Source organism: Rubripirellula reticaptiva, assembly GCF_007860175.1.
GTDB classification, from domain to species: Bacteria; Planctomycetota; Planctomycetia; order Pirellulales; family Pirellulaceae; genus Rubripirellula; species Rubripirellula reticaptiva.
Genome location: NZ_SJPX01000005.1, coordinates 923,655 through 947,362 on the forward strand (window position 1 = coordinate 923,655; position 23,708 = coordinate 947,362).

Annotated in this window: 20 protein-coding genes; 7 read left to right on the forward strand and 13 right to left on the reverse strand. The window is 55.2% G+C overall.

Going from position 1 to position 23,708, the window contains the following annotated elements:
* Window positions 1-10: 10 nt before the first annotated feature.
* From Poly59_RS24595 to Poly59_RS24605, 3 genes are all read right to left on the reverse strand, one after another.
* Entirely contained in the window at window positions 11-1,315 is a 1,305-nt protein-coding gene (locus Poly59_RS24595) for an MFS transporter (protein ID WP_146536720.1), read from the reverse strand.
* 81 nt (window positions 1,316-1,396) lie between these two features.
* Complete coding sequence (locus Poly59_RS24600) at window positions 1,397-2,701, reverse strand: aminotransferase class I/II-fold pyridoxal phosphate-dependent enzyme (protein WP_146536721.1); 1,305 nt, start codon at window positions 2,699-2,701, stop codon at window positions 1,397-1,399.
* Between the two features lie 199 nt (window positions 2,702-2,900).
* A complete protein-coding gene (locus Poly59_RS24605; protein ID WP_146536722.1) occupies window positions 2,901-4,715 on the reverse strand; it encodes a peptidylprolyl isomerase in 1,815 nt (604 codons plus the stop codon).
* Window positions 4,716-5,253: 538 nt separating this feature from the next.
* Between Poly59_RS24605 and Poly59_RS24610 the strand changes: the two genes are divergently transcribed.
* Entirely contained in the window at window positions 5,254-6,999 is a 1,746-nt protein-coding gene (locus Poly59_RS24610; protein WP_246151910.1) for a S41 family peptidase, read from the forward strand.
* A gap of 38 nt (window positions 7,000-7,037) precedes the next feature.
* Here the strand turns inward: Poly59_RS24610 and Poly59_RS24615 are convergent, their stop codons facing one another.
* The 8 genes from Poly59_RS24615 to Poly59_RS24650 all read right to left on the reverse strand — a co-directional run bounded on the left by Poly59_RS24615 (window position 7,038) and on the right by Poly59_RS24650 (window position 17,570).
* Window positions 7,038-8,393 (reverse strand): hypothetical protein, encoded by a 1,356-nt coding sequence (locus Poly59_RS24615; RefSeq protein ID WP_146536724.1) that lies wholly within the window; start codon window positions 8,391-8,393, stop codon window positions 7,038-7,040.
* Window positions 8,390-10,996: a serine/threonine-protein kinase gene (locus tag Poly59_RS24620; RefSeq protein WP_146536725.1), complete on the reverse strand. Its 2,607-nt coding sequence runs from the start codon at window positions 10,994-10,996 to the stop codon at window positions 8,390-8,392. Before Poly59_RS24620 ends, Poly59_RS24615 begins: the two co-directional genes overlap by 4 nt.
* Window positions 10,996-11,655 carry a sigma-70 family RNA polymerase sigma factor gene (locus Poly59_RS24625; RefSeq protein ID WP_246151911.1) on the reverse strand — a complete coding sequence of 220 codons (660 nt, stop codon included), beginning with the start codon at window positions 11,653-11,655 and terminating at the stop codon, window positions 10,996-10,998. The genes Poly59_RS24620 and Poly59_RS24625 overlap by 1 nt, the downstream gene beginning before the upstream one ends.
* Window positions 11,656-11,814: 159 nt before the next feature.
* Window positions 11,815-13,584, reverse strand: a complete 1,770-nt coding sequence (locus Poly59_RS24630) for a matrixin family metalloprotease (protein WP_246151912.1) — start codon at window positions 13,582-13,584, stop codon at window positions 11,815-11,817.
* A gap of 142 nt (window positions 13,585-13,726) precedes the next feature.
* On the reverse strand, window positions 13,727-15,325 hold the full coding sequence (locus tag Poly59_RS24635) for a prenyltransferase/squalene oxidase repeat-containing protein (protein ID WP_246151913.1): 1,599 nt from the start codon (window positions 15,323-15,325) through the stop codon (window positions 13,727-13,729).
* Window positions 15,326-15,416: 91 nt separating this feature from the next.
* Window positions 15,417-15,854, reverse strand: a complete 438-nt coding sequence (locus Poly59_RS24640) for a hypothetical protein (RefSeq protein WP_146536728.1) — start codon at window positions 15,852-15,854, stop codon at window positions 15,417-15,419.
* A gap of 165 nt (window positions 15,855-16,019) precedes the next feature.
* Window positions 16,020-16,706: an EF-hand domain-containing protein gene (locus tag Poly59_RS24645; RefSeq protein WP_146536729.1), complete on the reverse strand. Its 687-nt coding sequence runs from the start codon at window positions 16,704-16,706 to the stop codon at window positions 16,020-16,022.
* Window positions 16,707-16,886: 180 nt separating this feature from the next.
* A complete protein-coding gene (locus tag Poly59_RS24650) occupies window positions 16,887-17,570 on the reverse strand; it encodes a dioxygenase family protein (RefSeq protein WP_146536730.1) in 684 nt (227 codons plus the stop codon).
* Window positions 17,571-17,842: 272 nt separating this feature from the next.
* Between Poly59_RS24650 and Poly59_RS24655 the strand changes: the two genes are divergently transcribed.
* Window positions 17,843-18,391, forward strand: a complete 549-nt coding sequence (locus Poly59_RS24655; RefSeq protein ID WP_146536731.1) for an RNA polymerase sigma factor — start codon at window positions 17,843-17,845, stop codon at window positions 18,389-18,391.
* Window positions 18,388-20,187: a hypothetical protein gene (locus Poly59_RS24660; RefSeq protein WP_222436161.1), complete on the forward strand. Its 1,800-nt coding sequence runs from the start codon at window positions 18,388-18,390 to the stop codon at window positions 20,185-20,187. Before Poly59_RS24655 ends, Poly59_RS24660 begins: the two co-directional genes overlap by 4 nt.
* 87 nt (window positions 20,188-20,274) lie before the next feature.
* On the opposite strand, the gene Poly59_RS24665 is transcribed toward Poly59_RS24660, so the two are convergent.
* Window positions 20,275-20,784, reverse strand: coding sequence for a response regulator (locus Poly59_RS24665; RefSeq protein ID WP_146536733.1), 510 nt, complete (start codon window positions 20,782-20,784; stop codon window positions 20,275-20,277).
* Window positions 20,785-20,868: 84 nt separating this feature from the next.
* A complete protein-coding gene (locus Poly59_RS24670; protein WP_146536734.1) occupies window positions 20,869-21,414 on the reverse strand; it encodes a TIGR03067 domain-containing protein in 546 nt (181 codons plus the stop codon).
* Between the two features lie 184 nt (window positions 21,415-21,598).
* Here Poly59_RS24670 and Poly59_RS24675 point away from each other — a divergent pair, with 184 nt between their 5' ends.
* From Poly59_RS24675 to Poly59_RS24685, 4 genes are all read left to right on the forward strand, one after another.
* Window positions 21,599-22,102: a DUF1269 domain-containing protein gene (locus tag Poly59_RS24675; protein WP_146536735.1), complete on the forward strand. Its 504-nt coding sequence runs from the start codon at window positions 21,599-21,601 to the stop codon at window positions 22,100-22,102.
* 273 nt (window positions 22,103-22,375) lie between these two features.
* The gene (locus Poly59_RS24680) at window positions 22,376-22,735 is read left to right on the forward strand and encodes a hypothetical protein (RefSeq protein WP_146536736.1); all 360 of its coding nucleotides are present in this window, start codon (window positions 22,376-22,378) and stop codon (window positions 22,733-22,735) included.
* 246 nt (window positions 22,736-22,981) lie between these two features.
* Window positions 22,982-23,146, forward strand: coding sequence for a hypothetical protein (locus Poly59_RS29755; RefSeq protein ID WP_186776490.1), 165 nt, complete (start codon window positions 22,982-22,984; stop codon window positions 23,144-23,146).
* A 115-nt stretch (window positions 23,147-23,261) separates the two neighbouring features.
* Window positions 23,262-23,708 carry a CBS domain-containing protein gene (locus Poly59_RS24685; protein WP_186776491.1) on the forward strand — a complete coding sequence of 149 codons (447 nt, stop codon included), beginning with the start codon at window positions 23,262-23,264 and terminating at the stop codon, window positions 23,706-23,708.

Sequence of the window (23,708 nt, forward strand, 5' to 3'; positions counted from 1 at the left end):
TTTCGGCAACCTACCGAGATCCCTCGTGCTCGTCTTCACCTGGCAAACTTGCGATCACGGGTGCATCCAGCGAAGCGCTGTTGAGACGAACCGAGACGGTTCGAACTTCGATGTCGTCGTTCCTGGTTTCAATCTTTGGCACTCGCGCGAGCAGGAACAACGTCCCGCCCCGAGCCACCGTCGAAACGCCGAAGATCACAAGGTAGCCAACGTAACTGGTTTCCAAAATCCAAAGAATGCTGCCGCCAATCAGCGCGCCGACGACAAACGCGATCGTGTTGATCAAGTTGTACATCGTCAACAAGCTTGTCCGTTCTTCGACTGCGATGGCGTCGAAAAACATCAAAAAGAACGCAAGCTCGTAGGCTGCCCAGACGACTCCGGCGCCCACTTGAATGGCGATCAACCAAGGCATTGCATCCGAGACAATCCAGGCCGCCGACATCGGAACGATACCGATGCCGCCGATCCATAACAACCTGTGGGGACCGATCCGGTGTGCCACATGGCCCCACATCGGCAATGTCACCACCTTGGCCAAGAACGTCATCGAAATCAGTGTGACGTACTGTGTGTAGCTATGACCAAGTTTCTGGAACATGAACGGCGTAAGATATGGCCCAGCGATCTGCGCGGCGACTTGAACTGCGGCTAGGTACAACAGCAACCGCCCACTGCCCTCGTTCAAGAGATGTCGACACGCGCTAAGCAATGGGATTGATCGCATGTTCGCCGGAATCGGCGTCGGCTCGCTTTTGATTACGAGCATCGCTACCGACACGACTCGGCACGCCCCCGCCAGCCCAAAAACAATCGCATAGGCCGTCAATAGCTGTTCGCTCTGGCTCGCCCACTGCAGTCCAAATCCGCCCGCCAAAAAACCAGCAAACACCGCGGCTTGTGACGACCGCGTGCGAAACGCAAAGTAGCGAGACCGAATCGGTGGCGGAACGACGGTACCAATCCAAGTGTTCCACGCAGGACCACCGGCAAGTCCCGCGCCCCAGTAAATGCTGGCGATCAACATCAGCGACGTTCCGCTGATCGAACCTCGCAGCGCCGCGATGACAAGCGGCACAAACACCAAGGCCTGGATCGACGAGCAAAGCACGACCCAACGTTTGTGCGACCCGAGGGTTCGAATCAAACGTGGCGAAACGAGTTGCAGCACACCCCCGCACAGCAATGGCAAACTTCCCATCAGCCCGGCGGTCAGTTCGCTAATCCCAATCGCCAGCGCAAAGGCAACCAGATACGTTTCACCGAAGCCGACCATGCCACCCCAAGCCGTTGCGTCGGCGCAGCTTGCACGCAAGTTCGTTCGCAGTTCACGGCGACGCGCAAGAGAGCGTGCGATCGGATGGTTGCCGGCGTAGGTCAATGTCAGGAAGGAAGCTTAAGCTTTGACAATCGCCGGGGGTGACGACAAGCACTTCGAGATTTGACGAACCGCTTGACGCAAGCGTTGCTCATTCTCGACCAGCGACATTCGCAGGAAGCCTTCGCCACCCTGACCGAAACCGCTGCCGGGGCTGACGGCGACGTTGCCTTCTTCCAGTAACTTCATCGCAAAGTCCATCGTCGACATCGCACTCTTCCAAGGCTCCGGAATCTCGGCCCACACGAACATGCCGGCCTTAGGCGGGTTCACCGTCCAACCTAATCGACGCAGCCCGCTGACCAGCGCATCGCGGCGACCTTGGTAGATCAGACTTTGCTTTTCAACCGCTTCTTCGGTGTCTCGCAGTGCCACGATCGCAGCAATCTGGATCGCCTGAAACATGCCATAGTCGTAATAGCCTTTGATCGTTCCCAGGCCACGAATCATGTCGGCGTTGCCGGCACAAAAACCGACTCGCCATCCGGCCATGTTGTAGCCCTTGCTCATCGTCGTGAATTCCACCCCAACATCCTTGGCGCCCTTGGCCGACAAGAAGCTTGGCGGCTTGTATCCGTCGAAGGCAACATCGGCGTAAGCAAAGTCATGAATGACCAAGAACCCATAACGTTTTGCCAATCGAACAACTTCGACAAAAAAGTCAGGTTCGATGACTGCCGATGATGGGTTGTGAGGGTAGTTAACGATCAAGATCTTAGGTCGCGGCGCCATGTGCTCGCACGTGTAAGCGACATTGCGCAGGAACAAATCTGGGTCGGCAACGTCAAGCGACACGACATTGCCAGACGCCAAAATAACTCCATACATGTGCACTGGAAAATACGGCGACGGAATCATCGCCGTATCGCCAGGCCCCATTAGAGCCAAGCACATATGCGAGAAACCTTCTTTGCTGCCCAAACATGAAATCACTTCGTGTTCGGGATCCAGCGTCACGCCATACTTGCGTTCGTACTTCTTGGTGACTTCACGGCGCAAATTGGCGATGCCGTTCGATTTGCTGTATCCATGATTGGTCGGATCCGTCGCCGCGGTCATCAATTTGTCGATAACGACTTGTTCGGGTGGATCCGACGGATTGCCCATCCCCATGTCGATAACGTCATCACCCGCCCGACGCTTTTGGTACAGCAGATTGTTGATCCGCCCAAACATATAAGGCGGCAGACGCTCGACCCGCGAGGCGAACTTGACCGCAAACGGCTCCGGCACCGGATCGGTGATCGGCATATCGATGGCAGGCGCGTCGATATTGGGCGTGTCGTTGAACTTATTAGGATCGTTTTCGCGGGTATCGGTCATGATCAAAACTGTGGGGATCGAAACTGAGCTGTCGGAACAGCGTCCATTGTCAACGAGACACCAAATCTAGCCCAGGGGTTAGCCAAAATTTGTAGGTCGCTCTGCTCCCAGACCAACTGGGGCGGTAAACGTATCCAGATCCATCAAAAAACCCCGCCAGGACATGACGGGGTTAAGTGATCGGGGAGATTCCAGCAAGTTATTGCCGAGCTTCAGCGACCCGAGGCGTTTCCTTGGACGCGGCAAGGAAATTGTCAATTTCAGCCTTTTCCCGAAGGTCTTCGATGCGTTCCGCCATCAGGCGACGCATTTTCCGTTCGGTCAGGTCGCGAACCAGTTCACCTTGAACGGCCGCAGGATCGGTCACGACAGGCTCGGTGAACCCTTGGCAACGCAAGATGATGTACTTGCCGCCGGTTGCGATGATTCCGCTAAGTTCGCCAGCCTTCAGAGCGAACGCTTCCTTTTCGACCGACGGTTGACCGCCGTGCTTTCGAATCGGTGGAACCTTGCCCATGTTGCCCGACGAAACAGGTTCGACGCTGTACTGTGAAGCCAAACGGCCAAAGAAATCGTCGGTTGGGTTGTCGCGAGCCATTTCCCAGATTTTTTGGGCACTGCGTTGATCCGACAGAACACACGCCAACACTTCGACGCGAGGTCCGTAGGCAGCTTCGAAGCCTTCTTTCATATCGGCATCGGTCAACACCATGTCATCTTCGACCAACTTCGTCAGCGCGACGCTTGGCCAAACCGAATCAGCCATGTAGACACCACGAGTCACCTCGCCAGTCGACAAAACTTGTTCCATCCACGCTTCGGTATCGGGCGTCCCATCGGGATTGACGATCCCATAACTAACTGCGGCACGCGAAATCTCAGCGTGCAGGTCAGCATCGGTGACCTGTTTGTTCATTTGACGCAGTGCTTGTGTCAACAATTTGCGATTGATTTCGCCTTCCAAGACTTCTTCGCCATGGCGTTTGATGCATTCTTCGCCGACCAAAGCCAACGTGATTTGTTCGCCGTTAATAATCGCGCCGGCACCAGGGTATTGTTGTTCAAGTTCCTCGTTGCCAAGCACCTTGATGACGTTGGCTTCTTGTTGCAACTTGGAAAACAGTTCCGTTGCCGCCGAACGCATTTTCTCGTCGCGGATACGGTCAGTGATTTGTTCGCGGATCGCCGGCAAAGCCTGCGGACTTGGCGAGCTAGCGGGAATACGTCGAACCGCTTGCAACAGGATCCATTGATCGCCCAACTGCAAGACTTGCGAAACTTCGCCGTCCTTCAGACCGAACGCGACTTCTTCCAATCGTGTGTCACCGCTGTGGCGTCGGATTGGCGGGATCAAGCCACCAACGCTTGCGCTGGCTTCGTCTTCGCTGAACTGCTTTGCCAAACTGGCGAACTTGTCCGGATCGGCTGCGGCTTGGGCGTGCAGCTTATTGGCTTTCGCTTCGTTGTCACACATGATCAAGCGACACTTGGCGGCTTCACCATACTGGGCCACAAACGATCGGTTGAATTCTTCTTGAGTGACTTCGACTTGATCGGCCACCAAGCGACGAAGTGCCAACATCGGCCAAATGATTTCGCGGCTGTATTGGTTGGGATCGATATTGCGTTCTTCTTTTAGAAGTTGCAGATAGCTTTCCATCGACAGACCAAACTTAGCCGACAAGCGACGGATTTCGTCGGTCACTTCTTGCTTGCTGACCTCGATGCCATTGTGCTGACAAGCTTGCATGATCAGGTGCCGGTTGATCATGTTGTCGATCACTTCGGTGCCGTAACGCTGGATCGATTGATCCGACAGCGTCTTGCGAGTGATTGGGTCTGCGTTGACGACCGCCACCACATTGCTGCGACTCGGTGCCGTTTCTTGTGCGATCGCCGACGATGTCAGCGTGGCGCCCAAAACGGCGGCCAGCGTGAGCGCTGGAAAACAACGACAGAGCGGGCGGATGGATTGGGTCATGAATTTTCGCGTGCGGGCGGTTTGCAGTGGCATCGTCGGTCACTCCTTTGAACCGAAGTTGGAATCGATAGGTCGACCTTAGAAAAATTCCAACTTTCGCTCAAGTTCAATTCATTTCACGCCGGAGGCAACAAATCAGCTTGACCGCGTTCACTCGCTGGCGTCGCTAGCAAACTTTGATTTGCCCGCCGACTGGACAATGCGTATCGTGGTTGTGACGCCGCGACTTGCTGTGATGCGAGTCGTGATCCGCGCTGGGAAGCGCATGTGGTTCGAGTTGACGAGACGGTGAAACACACCGCCATGAAACTCGCTGGATTCCTGCAAATTATTCTCCTTCAATTTGCACGGATCACCGGAACAACCTGAGCAACTAGGCATCGACTTTTCAGTCTTTGTCGGTCGCTCTCAATTTTCCAGGTAACCGCCTGATTGGTTTTTTGACCAAGCATTCTTTGTGACCTATGTTTCCGTGGCCCTGCCTCCTGCATCAACTGCTGGGCCATGAAATGAGTGCGTCCAGATATGCACTTGTGAGCTTCCCCAAACGATGCCGATGGATTTTTTGCGCATGGATCTTGTCGCTCGCCTAAACAACCTGTCGCGTTGTCGCAACCGCCTATCATTGCCTGCTTCGGCGGTCATTCTTATTCAGTCCTTCCTTGCGACGGGCACAGCAACAGCACAAGAATTCCCAGCGACGGATTCCCGATCGCCAGGCAATCTCACCAGCCAGGTCGCTAGCCCGGTTGCGATCACCGAAGCTGCGCCGATCCCGGTCGACGGCGAACAATCCGCCATCGTCAAAGGTCGCGAACTGGAAGCCAACCGCATGTGGGGCGAAGCCATTCGCCACTACGAAAAAGCGTCTCGCGACTACCCCGAAAGTACGTCGCTGTATCAACGGATGGTGATCAGCCGTTTGCACCACGACGTGAACCGTCGCTACCAAGATCAAAGCTACCTAGCGTCGATCCGGGAAATGAGCACGGCACAAACGTTGGACGTGTACTCGGAAATCTTGGCAAACCTTCAAACGCACTACGTGGAAGACGTCGACTGGGCACGTGTCCAAGTTCACGGCACTGCGGCGCTTGAGGTTGCGTTATCGGAAGAAAAGTTTGTCGATCGCTTGTTGGCCAACGCCGACCCGGCCCGCGTCGAGAACTTTCGTCAAACCATTCACCACAAATTGCAAGGTCGCAGTACAGCAACGCGATTCGACTTGCGAGCCAGCGCGGCATTCGTCGCCGCCGAGGCCGAAGCCGAACTTGGTCTGTCTGGCACCGCAGTCGTGTTGGAATTCCTAAGCGGTGCAGTTTCGACGCTTGACCCCTATACCCGATTGCTTTCGCCCATGCAGTTGGACGAAATGTTTTCGAATATCGAGGGCAACTTTGTCGGCCTTGGACTTGAACTGAAAGCAAAGGCGGATTGTCTACAGATTCTGTCGGTGATCGAAAAAGGCCCTGCCGAAGAAATGGGCATCCGAGGCGGCGAGAAAATTATCGCGGTTGATGGTGTTCGAACGGATGAGGAAGAACCTGGTTATGTTGCCGACTTGCTGCGAGGCCCCGAGCACAGCTACGCTGCGGTTACGATCGTTGGCGTCGATGGGAACGAACGAACCATCAACGTCCAGCGTCGCCGCGTCGAAGTACCGTGCGTCGAAAACGTTCACTTCGTTGATCCGGTTAACCGAGTCGGATACCTTCGACTGACTAACTTTCAAAAGACCACCACTCGCGATGTCGAACGTGCTCTGTGGGATCTGCAACGACAAAAGATGCGTTCACTGATCATCGATGTTCGCGGCAACCCGGGCGGATTGCTGTCGGCGGCAGTCGAAGTTGCTGACCGCTTCATGAGCGATGGTCGTATTCTGACCACTCGCGGTCGAAACGTTCGCGAAAACTTTGACTACGCGGCTCACCGCCCCAACACGTGGAACGTTCCGCTTGCCGTCTTGATCGACGGTGACAGTGCCAGTGCAAGCGAAATCTTCGCCGGTGCGATCGCCGACAGTGGTCGCGGTGTGATTGTCGGCGAAACCAGTTACGGCAAAGGCAGCGTGCAAGGGATTTTCCGGATGCAATCCGCGAAATTTGGCTTGTGCCTGACAACGGCAAAGTTTTACTCGCCAAGCGGCCGGGCGATCAGCCACAACGGCGTCGTCCCGACCGTGCCAGTTCCAGCGACTCGTATCGCTGCTCGTCCAGACGACGAAGGTCGACTGACACTCGACGCCGAAGACGCAGTTCTGCAGAAAGCGGCCGAGCAACTGAGCGGCCGCAACATGATCAGCCGACTGCCGTAACTGGCTCACTGATGGGATGGAAATTCAGACAGAACAGCCTATCGGCTCGATTCCAGTTTGGCGATCTTTTGACGTCGGCTAGCAACGGCAAGTGTGCTGGCGACGATTACGATGCCGGGATAAGCCATCCCTGCGACCCGCGATTCAACGGACTTGGCGACCGATTCAATCTGCGCCGGTTGCTGTGCTGCGATCGCGGCAAGAATCGCATCTCGAACATTGTTGGGTAACAATTCGGGTTCAGCTTTGGCGATCAAACCAACGCTTCGGTGCATACCCAACGTCGCATCGAGAACCACATCAACCATCGACGGCATGCCCGCGTGAGCAATCGAGGGCAAATCACTTCCAAGTTGAATGTCGTCGATCAAACCCGTGGAATGACCGAACCACTCGGTGATAGCCACGTCGATCGAAATTGGATCTTCCACGATGCGGTTGTTTCGACTCGAATCGCGAGCCATCTCACGAAGATCGTTCAGCAATTCCGAGTCAACTTCCCAAGCTTCGTCGGCCGATGCAATTTGGTCCCGATCAAATTCGTGACGCAACAGCGGAATCGCAGCGATACTGCCACCGGTTTGATCGCGTCCGGCCGAATCGAGTTCAACCAAGCCGAAGCCAACGGCGTCAAACTCAACTGGGCTAATGGCATTTGGCCTCGCTTGAACCGAGGACTGATCGGCTGTCGATAAATCAGAAGTCACTTCTGCGACCGCGACTTCAGCCGCAAACGGAGCGATCAAAACACCTTGCGAGTTTGAAACTAAACCGGGCGCCGGCGCACCCGGGTTGAGCTTATCTTCTGTCTTCACGGTTTGCGATCCAGTTGCGGCCTTCACGTCGGAGGGAATCGTTGCCGCCGCAACCGAAGTCATTATATCGCGTGACGCTGCCTTTTGAGCCGAACTCGAAACTGCGGCGCGACCCAAATCTAGGCTTGAAAGGTTCGCCGTGGATGGCGTCAAAACCACGATTGTGTCAACCGATAGCTTCGCCAAAGAAATTGAGAATGAATTGACGGGCGGCAGTGGTTCATTCTGCAAAGGATTGAATTGTGGTGAAGCAACTCGCAAACGATTCAGTGGTGCCGGATTGGATTGCAGCCGATTGGGCGCGTCCCCGCGGAACGGTGTAAACTGCGACGCACTTAGATTTGACCGACCAACATGTTGAAGAGAAGCGTTGTCGTGCCGCGAGTCGCGTCCCCGACTGTCGTGCTCGTCCATTCGGTTGGCAGCGTGAAGATCCACCATTGCCGGACGGTCGCGGTCCGCGCCAACCAAATCATTGGCGGTGTTTCCGGTCGAAAACGAAATCAGACCCGCAGCGAGCATGCACCGAGACTCGAGTTGTTCTAACAAAAGTGCTCGGGATTCGTTACGTTCATTCATGATGATGTCTCCCCGAGAAGCCGTGCGCTGATCGAATCTCGCTTTTCCTGTACATCAGAAACGTCATCGACACCATCGAGCGAACTGAGATTTGCACGATGTTTGCGAAGAAATTCTGAATACTGCTGAACCTCGGGGGCCAACCGAACGGCGGCCGACTGATGCTCAATAGCTTCAGCATAGGCACTGGCGGCGGATTCCTGATCACCTAACTGCTGATTCAGAAACCCAAAATTGTTCAAAACTCGGCCAACCATGCTCTGTATTTCCGCATCGTTTGCGAAAGTTTGGGCAAGCGGACGGCCGAGCGAGATCGCTTCATCGAGTGCGACTTGCGCCTTGGCGACTTGAGCGTTTTTTGATAGCGCCAGCCCAAGATGGTTGTAGCTAAGCACAAGATCGCGACGGTAGGTGGGTTGATTCGGCCAGCGAGCGAGCATTTGCTTGCCAATTTCGACCGCTCGGTTGAACGTGTCGATCGCACCTTCGCTGTCATTCCCTGCAAACTGAGCCGCACCAAGCGTGTTCAGCATGACTACCGTTTGGGTCGCAAGCTTGGCATTCCCTCGATCGGCTTGCAACGCATCGAGCTGGCCAGCGAGCGCCTCACGCGCGTACTCAACCGCTCGCTCAGGCGACTGTTCGGTTAGCAATCCACTTAGGTTGGCCTGGACGTTCGCCAGGATCGCTGCGGGACGTTCGGACGCTGCCGCGTCTGGTACCGGCGGCAAACCACGAAGCAAATCGATCGCCTCAAGGTACGTCTGTTCCGCTTGCTCAGTGGCCCCGGTTTGCGACAGCAGTAAACCAAGATTGTTCAGCGTCGTCGCCATCACCATGCCAGTGCTTGACCCACGAACCGAAGATCGCCCGGCCACACTCTTTTGCGTCACGATCGCGCGAGCAAAGTACTTAGCCGCGTCTTCAAACCGGCCACTTCGAACTAAGGTCTGGGCAAGGTTGTTCTGGCTCTTGGACCAATCCAGCAGTATCGAATCGCTAGCGGTCGGTTGCCTGGCAAGTTCAGCGTAGATTGCTTCACTACGGCCAAGCGTTGCGATCGCACTTTCATGATCACCAAGTTCGGATTGCAGTGCCCCAGTTTTGCCCAACGTAATTGCCAAGTCTTCACGCAGTGCCGGATCGCTCTTCACCTCGGCGGCAAATCGTTCGTAGTAGTCCAGAGTTTCAATCAGCAATTGACGGCGTACCGAATCGGCCGCGGGAATGTCCGACAACAGTTCGGCCATTTGCGAACCAAGCCGATCCACTGCGTCGCGTGCTAACTTCTCGCCGCGCAGAGCCCGTGCACCACTGGCATCCGAAACTTGTTTTGCGGCGGCTAGCTTCGCGGTTGCGATGGCCGATCCGACAAAACCGAGCGCCACGATCGCGGCGCCCGTCAGAACGACGCTGCGATGTTTCGACGCCATCCGGCCGATGCGATCGGCGATCGTCGCGGGACGAGCCAGGGTTGGTTCATCCGCAAGCACACGCTGCAGATCAGCCGAAAACTGCTCGGCCGTTTCGTACCGTGCCTCACGGCTTTTGGACATTGCTTTGGCGATCACGGTTTCCAAATCGCGTGGCAGATCCGGGCGCAAAACCCGCAGCGGCGTCACCTCGTGCGTGTCAATCATCTTTAAGATTGTCGGCGCGTCGTCGCCCGGCGTCGCAGGCTGCAGCGTCAACATCTCGTACAACGTCGCGGCAAGCGAATAAACGTCCGCTCGGCCGTCAATCAACGCCGATTGACCTCGCGCTTGCTCGGGACTCATGTACCGCATCGTGCCAATCACGTCCCCGGATCGCGTCAGCGAAACATCCGTCTGGCAGCGCGCAAGTCCAAAATCAGTGATCCAGATTTTTCCCGCAGTGTCTAGCATCAAGTTCGACGGTTTAACGTCGCGATGCACCACACCGTTTTCGTGCGCAACTTGAAGAGCACCGGCAATGTCGATCGACCAACCAATCACATCCTCCCAGGATTGAGCACGACCGTTTTGCAATCCATTTGCTTCCCTGCGCTGGCCAGCGCACCAAGCGTCCATCGAAATTCCTTCGATGAACTGCATCGCGTAGTAGTGGACGCCTCGCTCACTACCGACGCTGTGAATGGGCACAATGTTAGGATGCTGTAACAGGCCAGCCGCATGAGCTTCATTCTTGAAGCGAGCGATTTGGCGAGAATCCAGCAGTGACGCCAGCGGCAGCAACTTAATGGCGACGCGGCGGTCAAGCGACTTTTGGCTCGCTTCATAAACGACACCCATTCCTCCGCGACCGATCTCGCGATGAATCGTAAACTCGCCTAGCGTCATGCTGCCGCTTAAAACCGACGCCTCGGTCTGGGCCGGACCCTGGAAGCCAACCGCGACGCCGTACAACGCATCGAGCTTTTCCAAGTAAGCATTGAACACGTCGGCCAGATCCGGGTTCGCCTGAGTCAGTTGCTCGGCGTCCAATCGCTGGCCATCTTCGAGACTCCGCAGATACAGATCAAGCAAATCGGTCAATCGCGTTTGCTGATCCTTCGTTAAGCCATGCAGCAACGAAGGTTCAGAATTGCTGATATCGATTACTGATTGATTCAACGCGACCATCACATCGCCTCGTTGGTCGTCTTGAAACTTTCAAGCGCTCGCAACCACAGCATTCGGACCGCACCACTTTTGCGATCCATTCGTTCCGCGATTTCATCAAACGACAAACCCTGCAGCACCCGAAATACGATCACTTCGCGGTACGACGGTTTCAGTTTGCTAAGTTGGTCCGCCAAAAACACCGCGCGCTCACGTGCTTGCATCGGCGCACTCGGCGACGGGCCGCCGCCCGGCAACAAGGCCGCCAAATTGCACGCTGACTGTTCCAGCCGGTTGCTGACCGATTCAAGAGACACCTCGCGGCGAATGTCTCGCTTTTCAACTCTCAGGTGCGTCTTGAAACTGCGATGCAAGGTATGAATTAGAATCGTTCGCAGCCAACACAGCAGTTCGCCTTGGCTGTTGCCGCGAAAGTCTTCGAAATCTTTGTGAGCCGCCAACATCGCTTCTTGAACAATGTCTGACGGATTCAGCCGCCGACGCAATCGACGATCGAGCTGGGTGGTTGCTAGAATCGTCAAATAGTTACCGTACCACTGCAACAACTGCCCCAACGCTTCGCGATTCCCTGCTCGTGCCTGTTTCAACAGTGGCAAAAATTCGACATCGTCGCTCGAGACGTCGGACGCCGACGAGCCAGCGGGTTGAGTCACTTGCATCATAAAGTTTCCTCGGGGGGGTGGCTGAACGACCCAAGACCGATTCCGTTGCCGGACGATCAGATCAAAGACCACTCGATCATCCTAGGTTAGTTGCCGGCGAATCCCAAATCCGCCGGCATTTATTGAAACTCTTCCCAAACCCCGCGTTTCAGGAGGTTACCGGCGTCCGCGTCGACCGATCGATGCGAACACACTTTCGCGTGGAGACAAATCATGGTGCGACGGATGACGACCATGCGACCGACCAGAAGCACCAACTTCGGTCGATTGATTTTCCGTAAGAAAGGTGTCCAGTTCTTCGAACGAAACGCCTCCATCAGCATCCACATCCGCCGCAGAGACCTTAGACCAGAACCGATCACTGACTTCTGATTCAGTCAGCAATCCATCGGCGTCGGCATCCTGTGCAGTAAACGCTTCCAGTTTCGCCGCAGCAACCGCCGCATCAAGCTCGGCAACCGTGACCAACCCGTCCGCGTCGGCGTCAACATTCAATTCGGTTAGCTTGGCCCATAGCCGACGGGAAACTTCGTCTTCCGACAGCGATGCATCGTCGTTGGTGTCCAAGCGTGTCACCAAAGCTTCGGCGTCGCCGCCAAAACGACCGAGGTTAAACGCCATGCCAACGAAGTGACTGGATCGTTCGTCGCCACAGTGGCTGTCGTCGGTGCCTTCGGCGTCGGTGTCAGTATCGTCTGATTCTTCCAGCACTCCGCCGTCATCAATAGGATCAACCGTTTCGTCCGTCGTATCGTCATCGGTTTCGCCAGTTGTCTCGTCAGTCGTGTCAACGACTTCGTCGACGGTGCCAGTGTCTTCAGTAACCGTATCATCGATTTCATCAACCGTTTCATCGGTGGTGTCGTCCACAACGTCTGTCGTATCAGTTTCGTCAACTGTATCGGTGTCCGCTTCAGTATCAGTGTCGACCGTGATCGTCGTCAGCGACGCGTTGCCGCTCATTGCATTGATAACGGTCAACGCGTCCAGCGCAGTCACCGAACCATCACCGTTCACGTCACCAAGACCTGGCGTTTCAATCTCGGTCAAATCAATCGTCGACGAGCGACTGAGTTGATTGATGATCATCAAAGCATCGAGTGCCGAAGTGTTGCTGTCGCCGTTGACATCGGTCGGATTGATGTAGTTAAAGTCGACCAGTTCGGCGTCCAAGCGACCGCCGAACCGATGCCAGTTCCCACCGCGTCGCCATCGATTGCGTGGGAACGGAACGTCGTCCGAATCGCCTGGATCCGTATTCGTGTTCGTGTTGTCGGTATTGTCCGTCGTCGTATCCTGATCGACGGTATCATCAACCGCCGTGATATCGTCATCTGATGTCGTTTCCGTTCCATCGGACACCGCATACAACGAAGCGATCGCTGCCGCATCGACGTTGCTTAGCGAGGTAAAGAATTGATTGGGCGTGACGTACGGTGTCAGCACACTAGCGGCCGTCATGGCGTGATCGAGCCCCAAGGAGTGACCCAGTTCGTGAACTGCGACATAGACAAGGTCAAACGCGCTGCTGCCAAGCGAGTTGCCAACTTCCCATGCTTCCGAAATGTCAAACTGGATGTCGCCAGCAATCCGAGCGGGATTCACGTCATCGGGAAAATAGGCCTGGGCAAGCGTTCCCGCCACACCGTCGATGTTGACGAACGATATATCGATCGAATCCCGCAGTCCCGATTGGCTGGTTGGCGTGAATGTGATGTCCGCGGCACTGGACCAAGCTGCCAGCGCCGTTTCAATCGCAGCGTTGGTTTCCGCCTGCGTCAGCGAATCCGGCGAATTGGCAATGTGATACGTCAGTTCCGCGCCCCCTAAACCGGGGCCATCCCAACCCATGCTGGCCGCCAACACGCGGCGGGTTTCGAGTAGCTGCAACGTTAGGCGGCGTTTTTTTGTTGAACGACGTACCATCAAAAAATCCTTGTTTGAAGCAGAAAAGAGCCGCTTTTGGCGAGTTATCGGAGCCTTGATCGGATCCCCAGTGCATTAGGGACCATCTCATTAACGTTTGTCACTCGATTTCCCTAAAAAAGCTAAAACGATCGCGACCGGGCTACGGACTGACCACCACAGAGCTTTTGATATCATTCGCGCGTGCATGTTCGTTTTCATACAGCGGCATGTGCCGGTAGTAGACTTCCAAGCAATACAGCGAAAAGCAGGTCGTATACAGACGGCCAGCGCGGCGACCCCAAGCATCGTTTTGGGGCGACCAGCTTCCAATTTCTCGCCCTTGTCGTTCCTGATGCGCGGGCACTTCAACCTTCAACTTGTCGTTCCACTGCCTCCACATCGCCCCACCGTAGTGATGCAACGTCTGCGTCGCGTAATACCAGTAGTAGACATCCGGTTCATTGAAATCGATCGGATGGTTCGCTACCAATGCTCCGCAACCCTGGGTCATGCCGGGCATGTTCCGGTGCCAGCCCATGTATTGGCGGCACAACAAACCTTCGGCAGTCATCGAGGGCGATGCGACGCCACCGGTCTGATACGAGTAGCCTCCGGTGTAACCGCTTGTCACCGAGTCAAGGTACGTCTCGACTCGCGGCCAGACCTGAGGTTGAATTTCCAGCCCTCCCGCGTCACCGCTCTTTAGCGCCATCACGAACCAACCTGTCACTGACGTATCGCTTTCGAACCTTGGTCGGTAGCGCCAGCCACCTTCGTACGACTGAGAATTACACGCAAAATCACAGGCTGCTTGAGCGTAGGGACGAATCCATGAATCGCCTGTCATCGCGTACAGTTCGCACAACACAATTGTCGCCTGCGCTTGCGAGTACATCTTTTCGTGTTCGGGAGACCGATTGGCCATAAAACCCTGTCGGTCCTGTTGTTTGACGAGCCAATGAACCGCTCGTAAGAGTTCTTTCTTGTACTCGCCACCACGATGCGTGCTGCCGGCTCCCATCATCGCCAGCATCGCCATCGAAGTCGCGCTGATGTCATTCTCGGTTCTTGCACCGTTTTCGTAGGGACCGACCAGGCTCCAATTACCTCTTTTTTGCTGTTGTCGTTTCAACCATTTCAAACCCAGCGAGACGGCATCCTCGGTGGCTTTGGTTCCGCCTGACTCGCGAAGCAACTTTTGCTTCATCGCTCCGGTGCGACCGCTGAACATTCGCACGGATAGCGGACCACCGAGACTCGCCTGCCAGACAGCGATATCAGATGGCTGAATCATCGAGGGGATCGATGCCAAGACATCTTGCGTTTCAAAGTTCACTAGCTCGACATCCAGAGTTTCCTGATCCAAAACCTCGTCGATCTCAATCGACTCGATCACAAACTCGGCAAGTTCCGGCCTAGCGTCACCACTGCCTTGAGTGATGGTCAATACCAAGCGACCGATCCCACCGGCAGGCGTTGTGATCAAGGCGAGCACCAACAGAAAGACCAAGTGCACCACCAAACTGATCAACCATGGTGGCACCGATTTGCGTTCGGCAATTTCAAGATCAACGGTACAAGGAACCGACGGTTTTGACGCCGCTGACGACGACCGAACCCTCGGCGCGGGACGGGCTTGCGTGAGAGGCGTTGCGGCGCCACTCGGCAAGGCCGGGCCGCTCCATCGCGGACTAGCCGACACCGGTGGCGGAACGACCGCCACTGGCATCAAGACGGCAGATTGCGAGGAAGCGTGCATCGACGTGCCTTTACAGAAACCGGTACAGGAAACGAGTTGCGTCAGAGCAACATCCCAGCGCGCCGCCCTACCCCATGGCCAGAATCTGTCGCTACAGATCCACTCGCGCCGAGGTCAACTCGTAGCGATTTCCCGAACTTGATCCATCACGCTCTGCGAGCCGTGCGGCAATCCGTTCTGCGCGTTCCGCACGTTTCGCTTCCGCCCGTGCCAATCGGTACGGCCGCGCTTGTTCGTCGCGGGCCAGCGTCGACAGTCGCTGTTGCTGACTGTTCTGGTAGCCGATCGACTGAGCTTGCTGTTGATATTGCTGGCCGATCAACGCAACCGACGATGGATAAGCCGATGGAGAGTTCGAAACCAACGAACTGGACGAATACGGGAGTGCCGGATTGAAGGTACTGTTGCTGCCCGTTGGCGTGCTTCCACGACCCCCGCGGCTACACTGCGCCATCGCTTCGCCAGTCGAACACATCAACAGGGCTGCCAAGCTAGCGGCCCCTAATAAGTAGTGTCGTTTACAACGCACGATACACCTCTGCGGGTTTTGAAGAGAGAAAAGACTGTCCTGCTTTAGTAGGGACCATCACCCGGAAGATGTCACAAACAATCGACGCAATACAAACGAAGGGAGCCAAGCCCCGACGGACTCGGCTCCCCTCAAACGAAGAATCATTCAATGGCTGCCAGCCACTCACTCTGCAGATGGACGGCCCGACGATGGACGACCTTGACCGCGACCGCGAGGGCCATCTTGGCTGCCCGCACCGGGACCACCAGCCCCCTCACCTCGACCACGCGGACCTCCGCGTCCGGCCGGCCCCTGCTTCATCTTTTGCAACTGTTCGGGGGTAAGAATTTTCGCCAACTGCGAATCGACTTCGGCCTGCAATTTTGCGATCGCTTCCGTTTGCTGCGTCGTCAAACCAAGTTGCTGTTGCACGAATTCGGGAAGCACCTGCCCAATCGGCGGCTGACCATGACCACCCGGTCCACCACGACCTTCGGGCCCGCCTGGGCCACCACGACCTTCCGGGCCGCCGCGGCCTTCAGGTCCACCTGGACCACCGCGGCCTTCAGGTCCGCCACGCATCCCGTTTCGCTCGCCCTGCTCGGGAGCCTGCCCCACCATCGCTGTCAATTCTTCGCGAGTCACGACTCCATCCTTATCAGCGTCAGCGCGTTCTAGCATTGGCTTTAGCCGGCTGTCAGCCACTTCGTCACTAGTCAGCTTGCCATCACCGTTCGCGTCCAACGCCATCAATCGCTCGATCGGCGCCGCTCCTCGACGTCCTTCGCCACCGCCCGGCGGTTGGGCGATAGCAGTACCAGCACTAAAAACAGACAGCACAGCAGCCGAAAGCAAGATTCGCTTCTTCATGATTCACATCGTGGTTCAAGGTTTCAAAATCCCCAATCACGGATCAACAGTTCCGCTGGGCTACAAGATTGGTTGCCGCGAGAACCAATAACCGCCAAACAAAAGTTGCGTTTTAAACCGCAACAACGTTTTTCGGGGACTGATCCCCAAAGAAGTGGGCGTCAATAACTACTGCAACAACTACTGCAACTGTCGATCATCCGGTGTTCGGCCCAGGACGATGTCGAAACTCGCACCGAGTTCACCAATCTTTGATCCCGCCAGAGGCTTAAAGTCCGCCATCACCAACTCGCGTTGGACCAGATCGCCGGCACGTTGAAATATCCCGTCGCGATCGTTGCCCTTGTAGCCGCGAATCATCAACTGAGTCGTTAATAATTCGTGACCGTTTTGCGACACCTTGATGTGAATGTGCGGCGCCGGTCGCCCCGGATATTCCACTGGCTTGATCGTACGAAAACGATACCCGCCGTCTGATGCCGTTTCGAACTTGCCGTAGCCTTGAAAGTTCTGATCTTGCTGTTTCTTCTTTTGACTGCTGTCACGAGTGTGCAGATAAACGGCATTGGCATCACACTGCCAAATCTCAATCGTGGCGTTCCGCAGCGGCGTCCCAGCCTTCGTTAAAATGCGGCCAGTCAAATGGGTAATCTCGCCGACCGCCGGCATCGTGCTGTCATTAATAATGATCAGGTCATTGTCTTGATCCAGCGGCAACTTGTCGGGATAAAATGGGCCTTCGGTCATCGACGGTGTCAACATCAACTCGTCGGCGAACAGTCCCGGAGTCGAAAAAAATGCTGCCCCACCGGCAACCAATAGCGACCGCCTTGAAATAGGCGGAATGAAGACCGAACGTGTCATTTTGGATATCCCGAGCCATCGAAAGAACAAAGCAACGAAAACCTGTTCGCTTGCTAGTTCCCTTCGTAGCAGGTCTGCTGGCTACCCGCCACGAAAACTTGCGAAATTCAAGAGATTGCAGCTTCCAACCGCATGGCCTCCGATTCGGACTCAATGCATGAGGCGATGCGTCAGTGTTGTTTAAGCCTCTAAATCACGCTTTTGATGTGTTAACAGATTTGCTTGAGTGATCGTGCGGGTGAGTGGACACTGTATTGGTGGAGGTATGATTCTTGGACTTGACCGACGCCATCGACCGATTTCGCGGACCACTTGTGGGGCTGATTGCCTCGTGGGGAGCTTCCCATGTCGATGCGTCTGAACTTGCTCAGGACAGTTTTGCGGACGCTTACCTGAATCGCGATCGCTGTCGAGGTGATTGGCAAGATCCCGAAGTGTTCGGTCGGTGGTTGCGAGGCATCGCCCGCAACAACTTTCGTAATTGGTTGAGATCTTGCCGGCGTCGCCAGCGGCGAGTCGTCTCCGTTGACACCGCAACGCTGGAACAGACCGCCGCGGCCACAGCTGGAAAAGCAGAATCACTCGCCACAACAGATCGTCGCCTGATCGAACTGCGGATGGCGATCGACAGGCTGCCGACCAAGCAACGTCAAGTCATCCTGATGCACTACTTGGAAGAAACGTCGGTCAGCGATGTCGCCGCCTTACTGTCCGTGTCCGCAAAAACTGTCGAAGGCCGACTCTACCAAGCTCGACGAGCGCTGCGGCGATTGATGGACGAACCTTCGGCTTCGGGGATCGGAAAGGCGTTGCTGCTATGAGCTCAAAACATCCTAAACAATTAATCGACGAAACAGAATTGCGAACCGCACTCCAACCCCTGCGGCCCAATCCCAACGGTTTTGCCGCCGGCATTCGGCAACGACTCGAAGAGGGCAATGTCAGGCTACGCGACAGTGAGCAAAACGAAGCGAGCTTCGACCATTCAGGCTGGGCTCAAGTCGCTGCGGCGGTGATGCCATTGCCACTGCTTGGCAGCAACGGCGGTGCTGGCTTGGTCAAGCTTGGGCAACTCTCACTTGGTAAAAAAGTCGTGGCCGTTGCCGCCTTGCCGATGGTCGGCCTACTGCTGATGGTCACGGCCTCGATCTGGGCGATTATTAGAATCCGTCGGGCGCAACGTTCGAATCAGCAGCACCAGGGGCAATCTATCGGCGACATCGACGCGGTGAAGCTAAGCCAAGTCACGGCCGATTGGTGGCGTCAGTTCGGCGTCTTGGTGGTAGGCATGTCCGTTATGTCCGTGCTGTTGATGGTTATCGGTTACACGTTGCCAGTGTTTATCGTATTTATGGTTTCAGGAATCACGATGGTGTCGTTGATCACGAAACTAGGGCAAGAGCACCTTGTCGACCGAAACACGATTGCCGGAACTCTGCTGCCGGGCTTGCTGATGCTGGTCCAAGTCACTCATGTCATCACGATGATCGATCACGGCAATCCATTCTTAGACCAAATGCTGATCCCCGCGGTCTTGGTGCTTGGCGGATTCGCAATGCTATGGATGTGTGCTCCGCCCTGGGAAGGCATCGGTCGCGCTACCGACCTAGTTGCCAGATCACTTTTAGGCATCGGGTTGCTGCTGATCGCGAGTTGGTTCAGCAGTTCGCTTTGGAATCCGGTCACGACCCAGGACTTGAAAACCCACGTCGAATCATTCGACCACGCCCGATTTTCATCAGCGACATGGAATCAGTGGCAAGTCGCTGCGGAATGGCTGCAAGATTCAAACGTGCAGCTAGACCTGTCCAAGCCACATGCGATGCTAAAAACAGAACTCGCCAAAGACAAACCGAACTTGTCTGTCTTGCGTTCTGCGATTGAGGCTGGCTTGTTTCAGCGACAAGACCTGGATCGGTTATTCGATGCAGTTGGCTCGAAGTCGCTGATGTTGGCAGAGTCGAAAACTCAGATGTTCCGCGAACAACAGCGCGGACAGCCATTCATTTCGGCCGACGATCGGACCCGTTTTTTAATCCACGCTTTGGTGCTCGGTGGTGAACTCAGCGAAAGCGAGCGAGACTTTCTTGGCGAACGATTGACCGCAACGATGGATAGTCTCGCGACGAAAACGTACGTGAACCTCTTGGAACAACAGTTGGCAATCACCAAGCTCGCTATCCTGATCGATCGACCTCTTGATACCGATTCACTCCAAGAATTCGTTCGCCATACATTGACCAGTCACCAACGCCTAGGCGTCAACTTAGGTACCCGCCGCGGCGGCTTTGCCAGCAGTCCCAAATTAAACCACAGCATCGAACTGGCAACTGTCGATGCGATCGGATTGATGCAGATCTACGGCGTACCCGAAGATATCCGAATCGACGCTCTACGCTCTTATTTGCGACCGACGTCACACGATCATTGGTTCCAACTCTACGACCAGACCTGCATGCGAGTTGCAAGCCTGCAACGCCTGGAAAGCCTGCCCGATGTACAGCCGATCTCCTGGCAAGATTACTTGCGATACGAACAAAACCTAATGATGGCGATCCTTTTCACACTCGTCTGCGTATTTGCGACCCTCGGCGCAACAAAGTCCGAGTTTGTCTGACGTCAAACGCACAGGCCGGCCTGCCTCCTTTTCCAAATGCATGCTTTGAAAAAAATAAGGCGCGAGTCCGGCGAAGCGATCAGGCATTCACCCTGATGACTCGTGCTTTGCGACCGTCTTGAGTAAACGCCTTAGCGTTGGTGAGATTGCCCCGTCGATTGGCGAGCCAGCGTCACCAACGCACTGCGAGTACGAACGGATATTATCATGACCGGCGACTAAATTGAGAATCACGGATAAGGTCGCCTGCATGTCGAGCGGTTTGTGCAGCAGCCCGCTGCCCCCCAAACTCCTGACGACGTTCAATGTCTGACCGTCTCGTAAACTTGTCATCACAAGCACAGGGATTTGGCGAATTTGTTCGTTCTCAGCGTGACGAACCTTTTCAAGCAGTTCCAAACCGCACAGATTCGGCATTTCGAGGTCAGTGACCAACAGGTCAGGCGGCTGTTCGCAAATCGCGTCCCATGCCAGCAGCCCATCTTCAACCTCCGTGCATTCAAACTCGTTCTGCCTCAGCCATGCACTAACCGTCTTACGCGACGCTCGCACATCGTCGGCAATGACACATCGTTTCGGTTTGGCGAATGGCTGCATGGGACCACAGTGGGGAAGGTTGCTCTCGTATCATTGCTCACGACGAAAGAAGTCAATTCGATCGCTTGGCGGTTCAGGGAAAATTCATTCTTTTGTTATTGCCTCGATTAAGTCTTCATCTACCGGATGTTTCTTCAACACGAACAGCATGTTCTTGCCGCCACCGGGTGACTCGAATTTCATAGGCCGCTCTGACCCAGGTAACGCATAACACAACATCATGATTACGTCCCCGCCCGACTTGCCGGTTAACTTTAAAATTCCGGGCGAGGTCGTGTTCGGCGTGTTTTGCTTCGCTCGAGGCGATGTCTCGTCAGCCACCGGGGCAACTTTCGGGACGGTGATCATCGTGATATGAACCGGTTTGTTCGATTCGTCGATCGTGAACACGGCACGAAACTTTTCTTGCTGGCTCTGGTCATAAGTCACAATCGAATTGGTCGTGATCGTCACGGACGCGCCCGCGAGTTCTCCCGCGGTCAAGGTGCGCCCTTGGTTTATGCCTTCAGTGATTTCCCAACGCCCTTGCAACTGTTCGATGATCGTGTCGTTCGGTTTGTCTTCGGCCAGCGCCGGAACGACAACAAGTGCGGTGAAGGCGAACGAAAACATAGTGATTTTGATAGGCATAGGGGAATTCCTCGTGCTCGGAGTGTCGGCGGAGTCAGCGGTCGGTCGTGACGAAAAGTCTCTCTCGGAGGCAGATGCAAGGATCGTGCCACTTTCACGAACGGCCAAGTGCAAAGCCTGTGGCTTCGGCATGGAAGTTGCCCATTTCGATCGACAAAAGAAAGCCACAATGAAGGAGTAAAAGATGTCGAAATGCTTGATTGCTGAATACGAAACGAGTGCCGGTGCCAAGCTGGGGTTGGAAGCCCTCGAAAAGAAAGGTTTCACACTTGGCAACGTCTCGGTTGTTTCCAAGACGAGCGACCCGGCCGCAAATCGCCTTGACGACTTGCACAAAGAATCCGTGGCGGAGAATTCGGATTCGGCGCCTGACGGGCGTTCGACATCATTGGGAATGCTGATTGGTGGAAGTGTTGCAGCACCGATTGCGGCGGGGACTTTGATCGGACCGCTCATTATCGCTGGACCGTTGGTGGGAATGGCGGTAGGTGCTGCGATTGGAAGTTTGCTCGGTAGCATGGAGCGTTGGGGTGTGAATGAGAATCTCAGCGCGGACTACGAACAACGAGTGAATTCAGGTTCGTTGCTTGTGATTGTGCACGATGTCGACGACGGCGGTTTAAGCGACGCGAGAGCGGTGCTGCAAGCAACTGACCCCAAATCGCTGGAAAAACATGAAGTGTCGTAAACCGAGTCTAGCCGTTTCGCGAGCGATTTTTCCTTTGCCGCATGTCGCCAAAGTCTCATCAATCTCGCAATTTGAAACGCAAAGCTTGACGGTGTTCACTCCGATCTGTGTTCATCAGCCAAGGCCGTAATGTCCATAGACGGGGGGCGACACCTCAAAAGATTTATCCGCACTCTAAAAATTTTAGTGGCGTGGCATTCTTATCAAGTTGGCATAGAGATTGCTCATTCAGGTTCATTCAACTGACACTGATATCCTTTCGAAAGGTGACATATGAGCGACACGAATCCACAGATCGAAGAACAACTCGACAAGCTTGCCACGATCTGTTGCGAGCAACTCAATGGAGACGAGTCCTCGCTGGCTATCGAAGACTCAACCATCGCCGAGTTGTTGAAATCGCTCTTGATGAGCGGCTATGCGCGGAAGGAAGGTGCCAACCTGCAAGTCGACATCGAAAACCGCGTGAAGTCCAAATGCCAAGAGCCCGCCATGCACCGAGGTGGCGCGCTGTCGAGCATTACCGCGCAGGTAGGGAAGAAGTTTCAGGATTTGAAGCGTTGGGAATCCCGTCAGCCCAACGAAAAAAGCGACCCCAAAGCTGCCAATATCAGTTCAGCGACAGGGGCCTAGGAGCGACGAGGGCATGGAACAGGCCCACTCGCAAACCACTCACACCGACCGTCGATTTAGTCAGGAAAGTCCGCGAAAACACGTTGCGATATGGGTATCCAGATGCTGGCAAAACGAGTTAAGACAATCGAGTTTTTTGGCGGTCCGATGGATGGTTTCGAATGTGAAACGAATGAACCGCCGAGACCGTTTGCATGGGTCATTTCGGCTCCCCATGCTGCAAACACCCCCGCACTCGCGCAGCTCATGAGATTATTCCTTTTCCAGGGGCATCCACAGCCAGACATCAATGCGATCTATGCACTTGATCTTGGTTCCCGTCGACCAGTTTACCGCTACATGCATTCAATGGTGGCAACCGACGTTTATCCAAGCGACCTGGTTTGGGTGGTCGATCACCAGCCACGCTGAGCGTTTTCTGATCGCCGCGGTGAATTGGCTTCGCGTTGCAGAACAGTTAGTGAACCGTCCGGCGATTCCCCAAAATTTCCAGTTCGCGTTTCCACCTATTTCGAGGAGAGTAGCGATGCAATTGAAAGAAATCATGACGACACACGTCCAAGGGATTTCGGATCAACAGAGTGCCTGCGAGGCGGCCAAGTTGATGGAGCGATTGCAGATCGGTTCCGTGCCTGTCTTCTGCGATGGCCACGCGATCGGCATTGTTACCGACCGCGATATTGTCACGCGTGCCGTCGCTTGTGGGCGGGACTGTTCCCAGACGCCGGTTCGCCAAATCATGACCGGCGGGTTGGCGACCATGTCCGAGACCACCGAAGTTTCCGTGGCCGTCGATGAAATGGAGCGACGTCAGATTCGCCGATTGTTGATCACAGGACCGGAAGACGAAATTGTCGGCGTCGTATCGGTTGGAGACATCGTGGCGAAGACTGGCAAACACAACCTGTCTGCCGAGTTGATTGAAAAGATATCCGTACCAGCGGAACCAGCAAGACAATCCCCGGTAACCTGA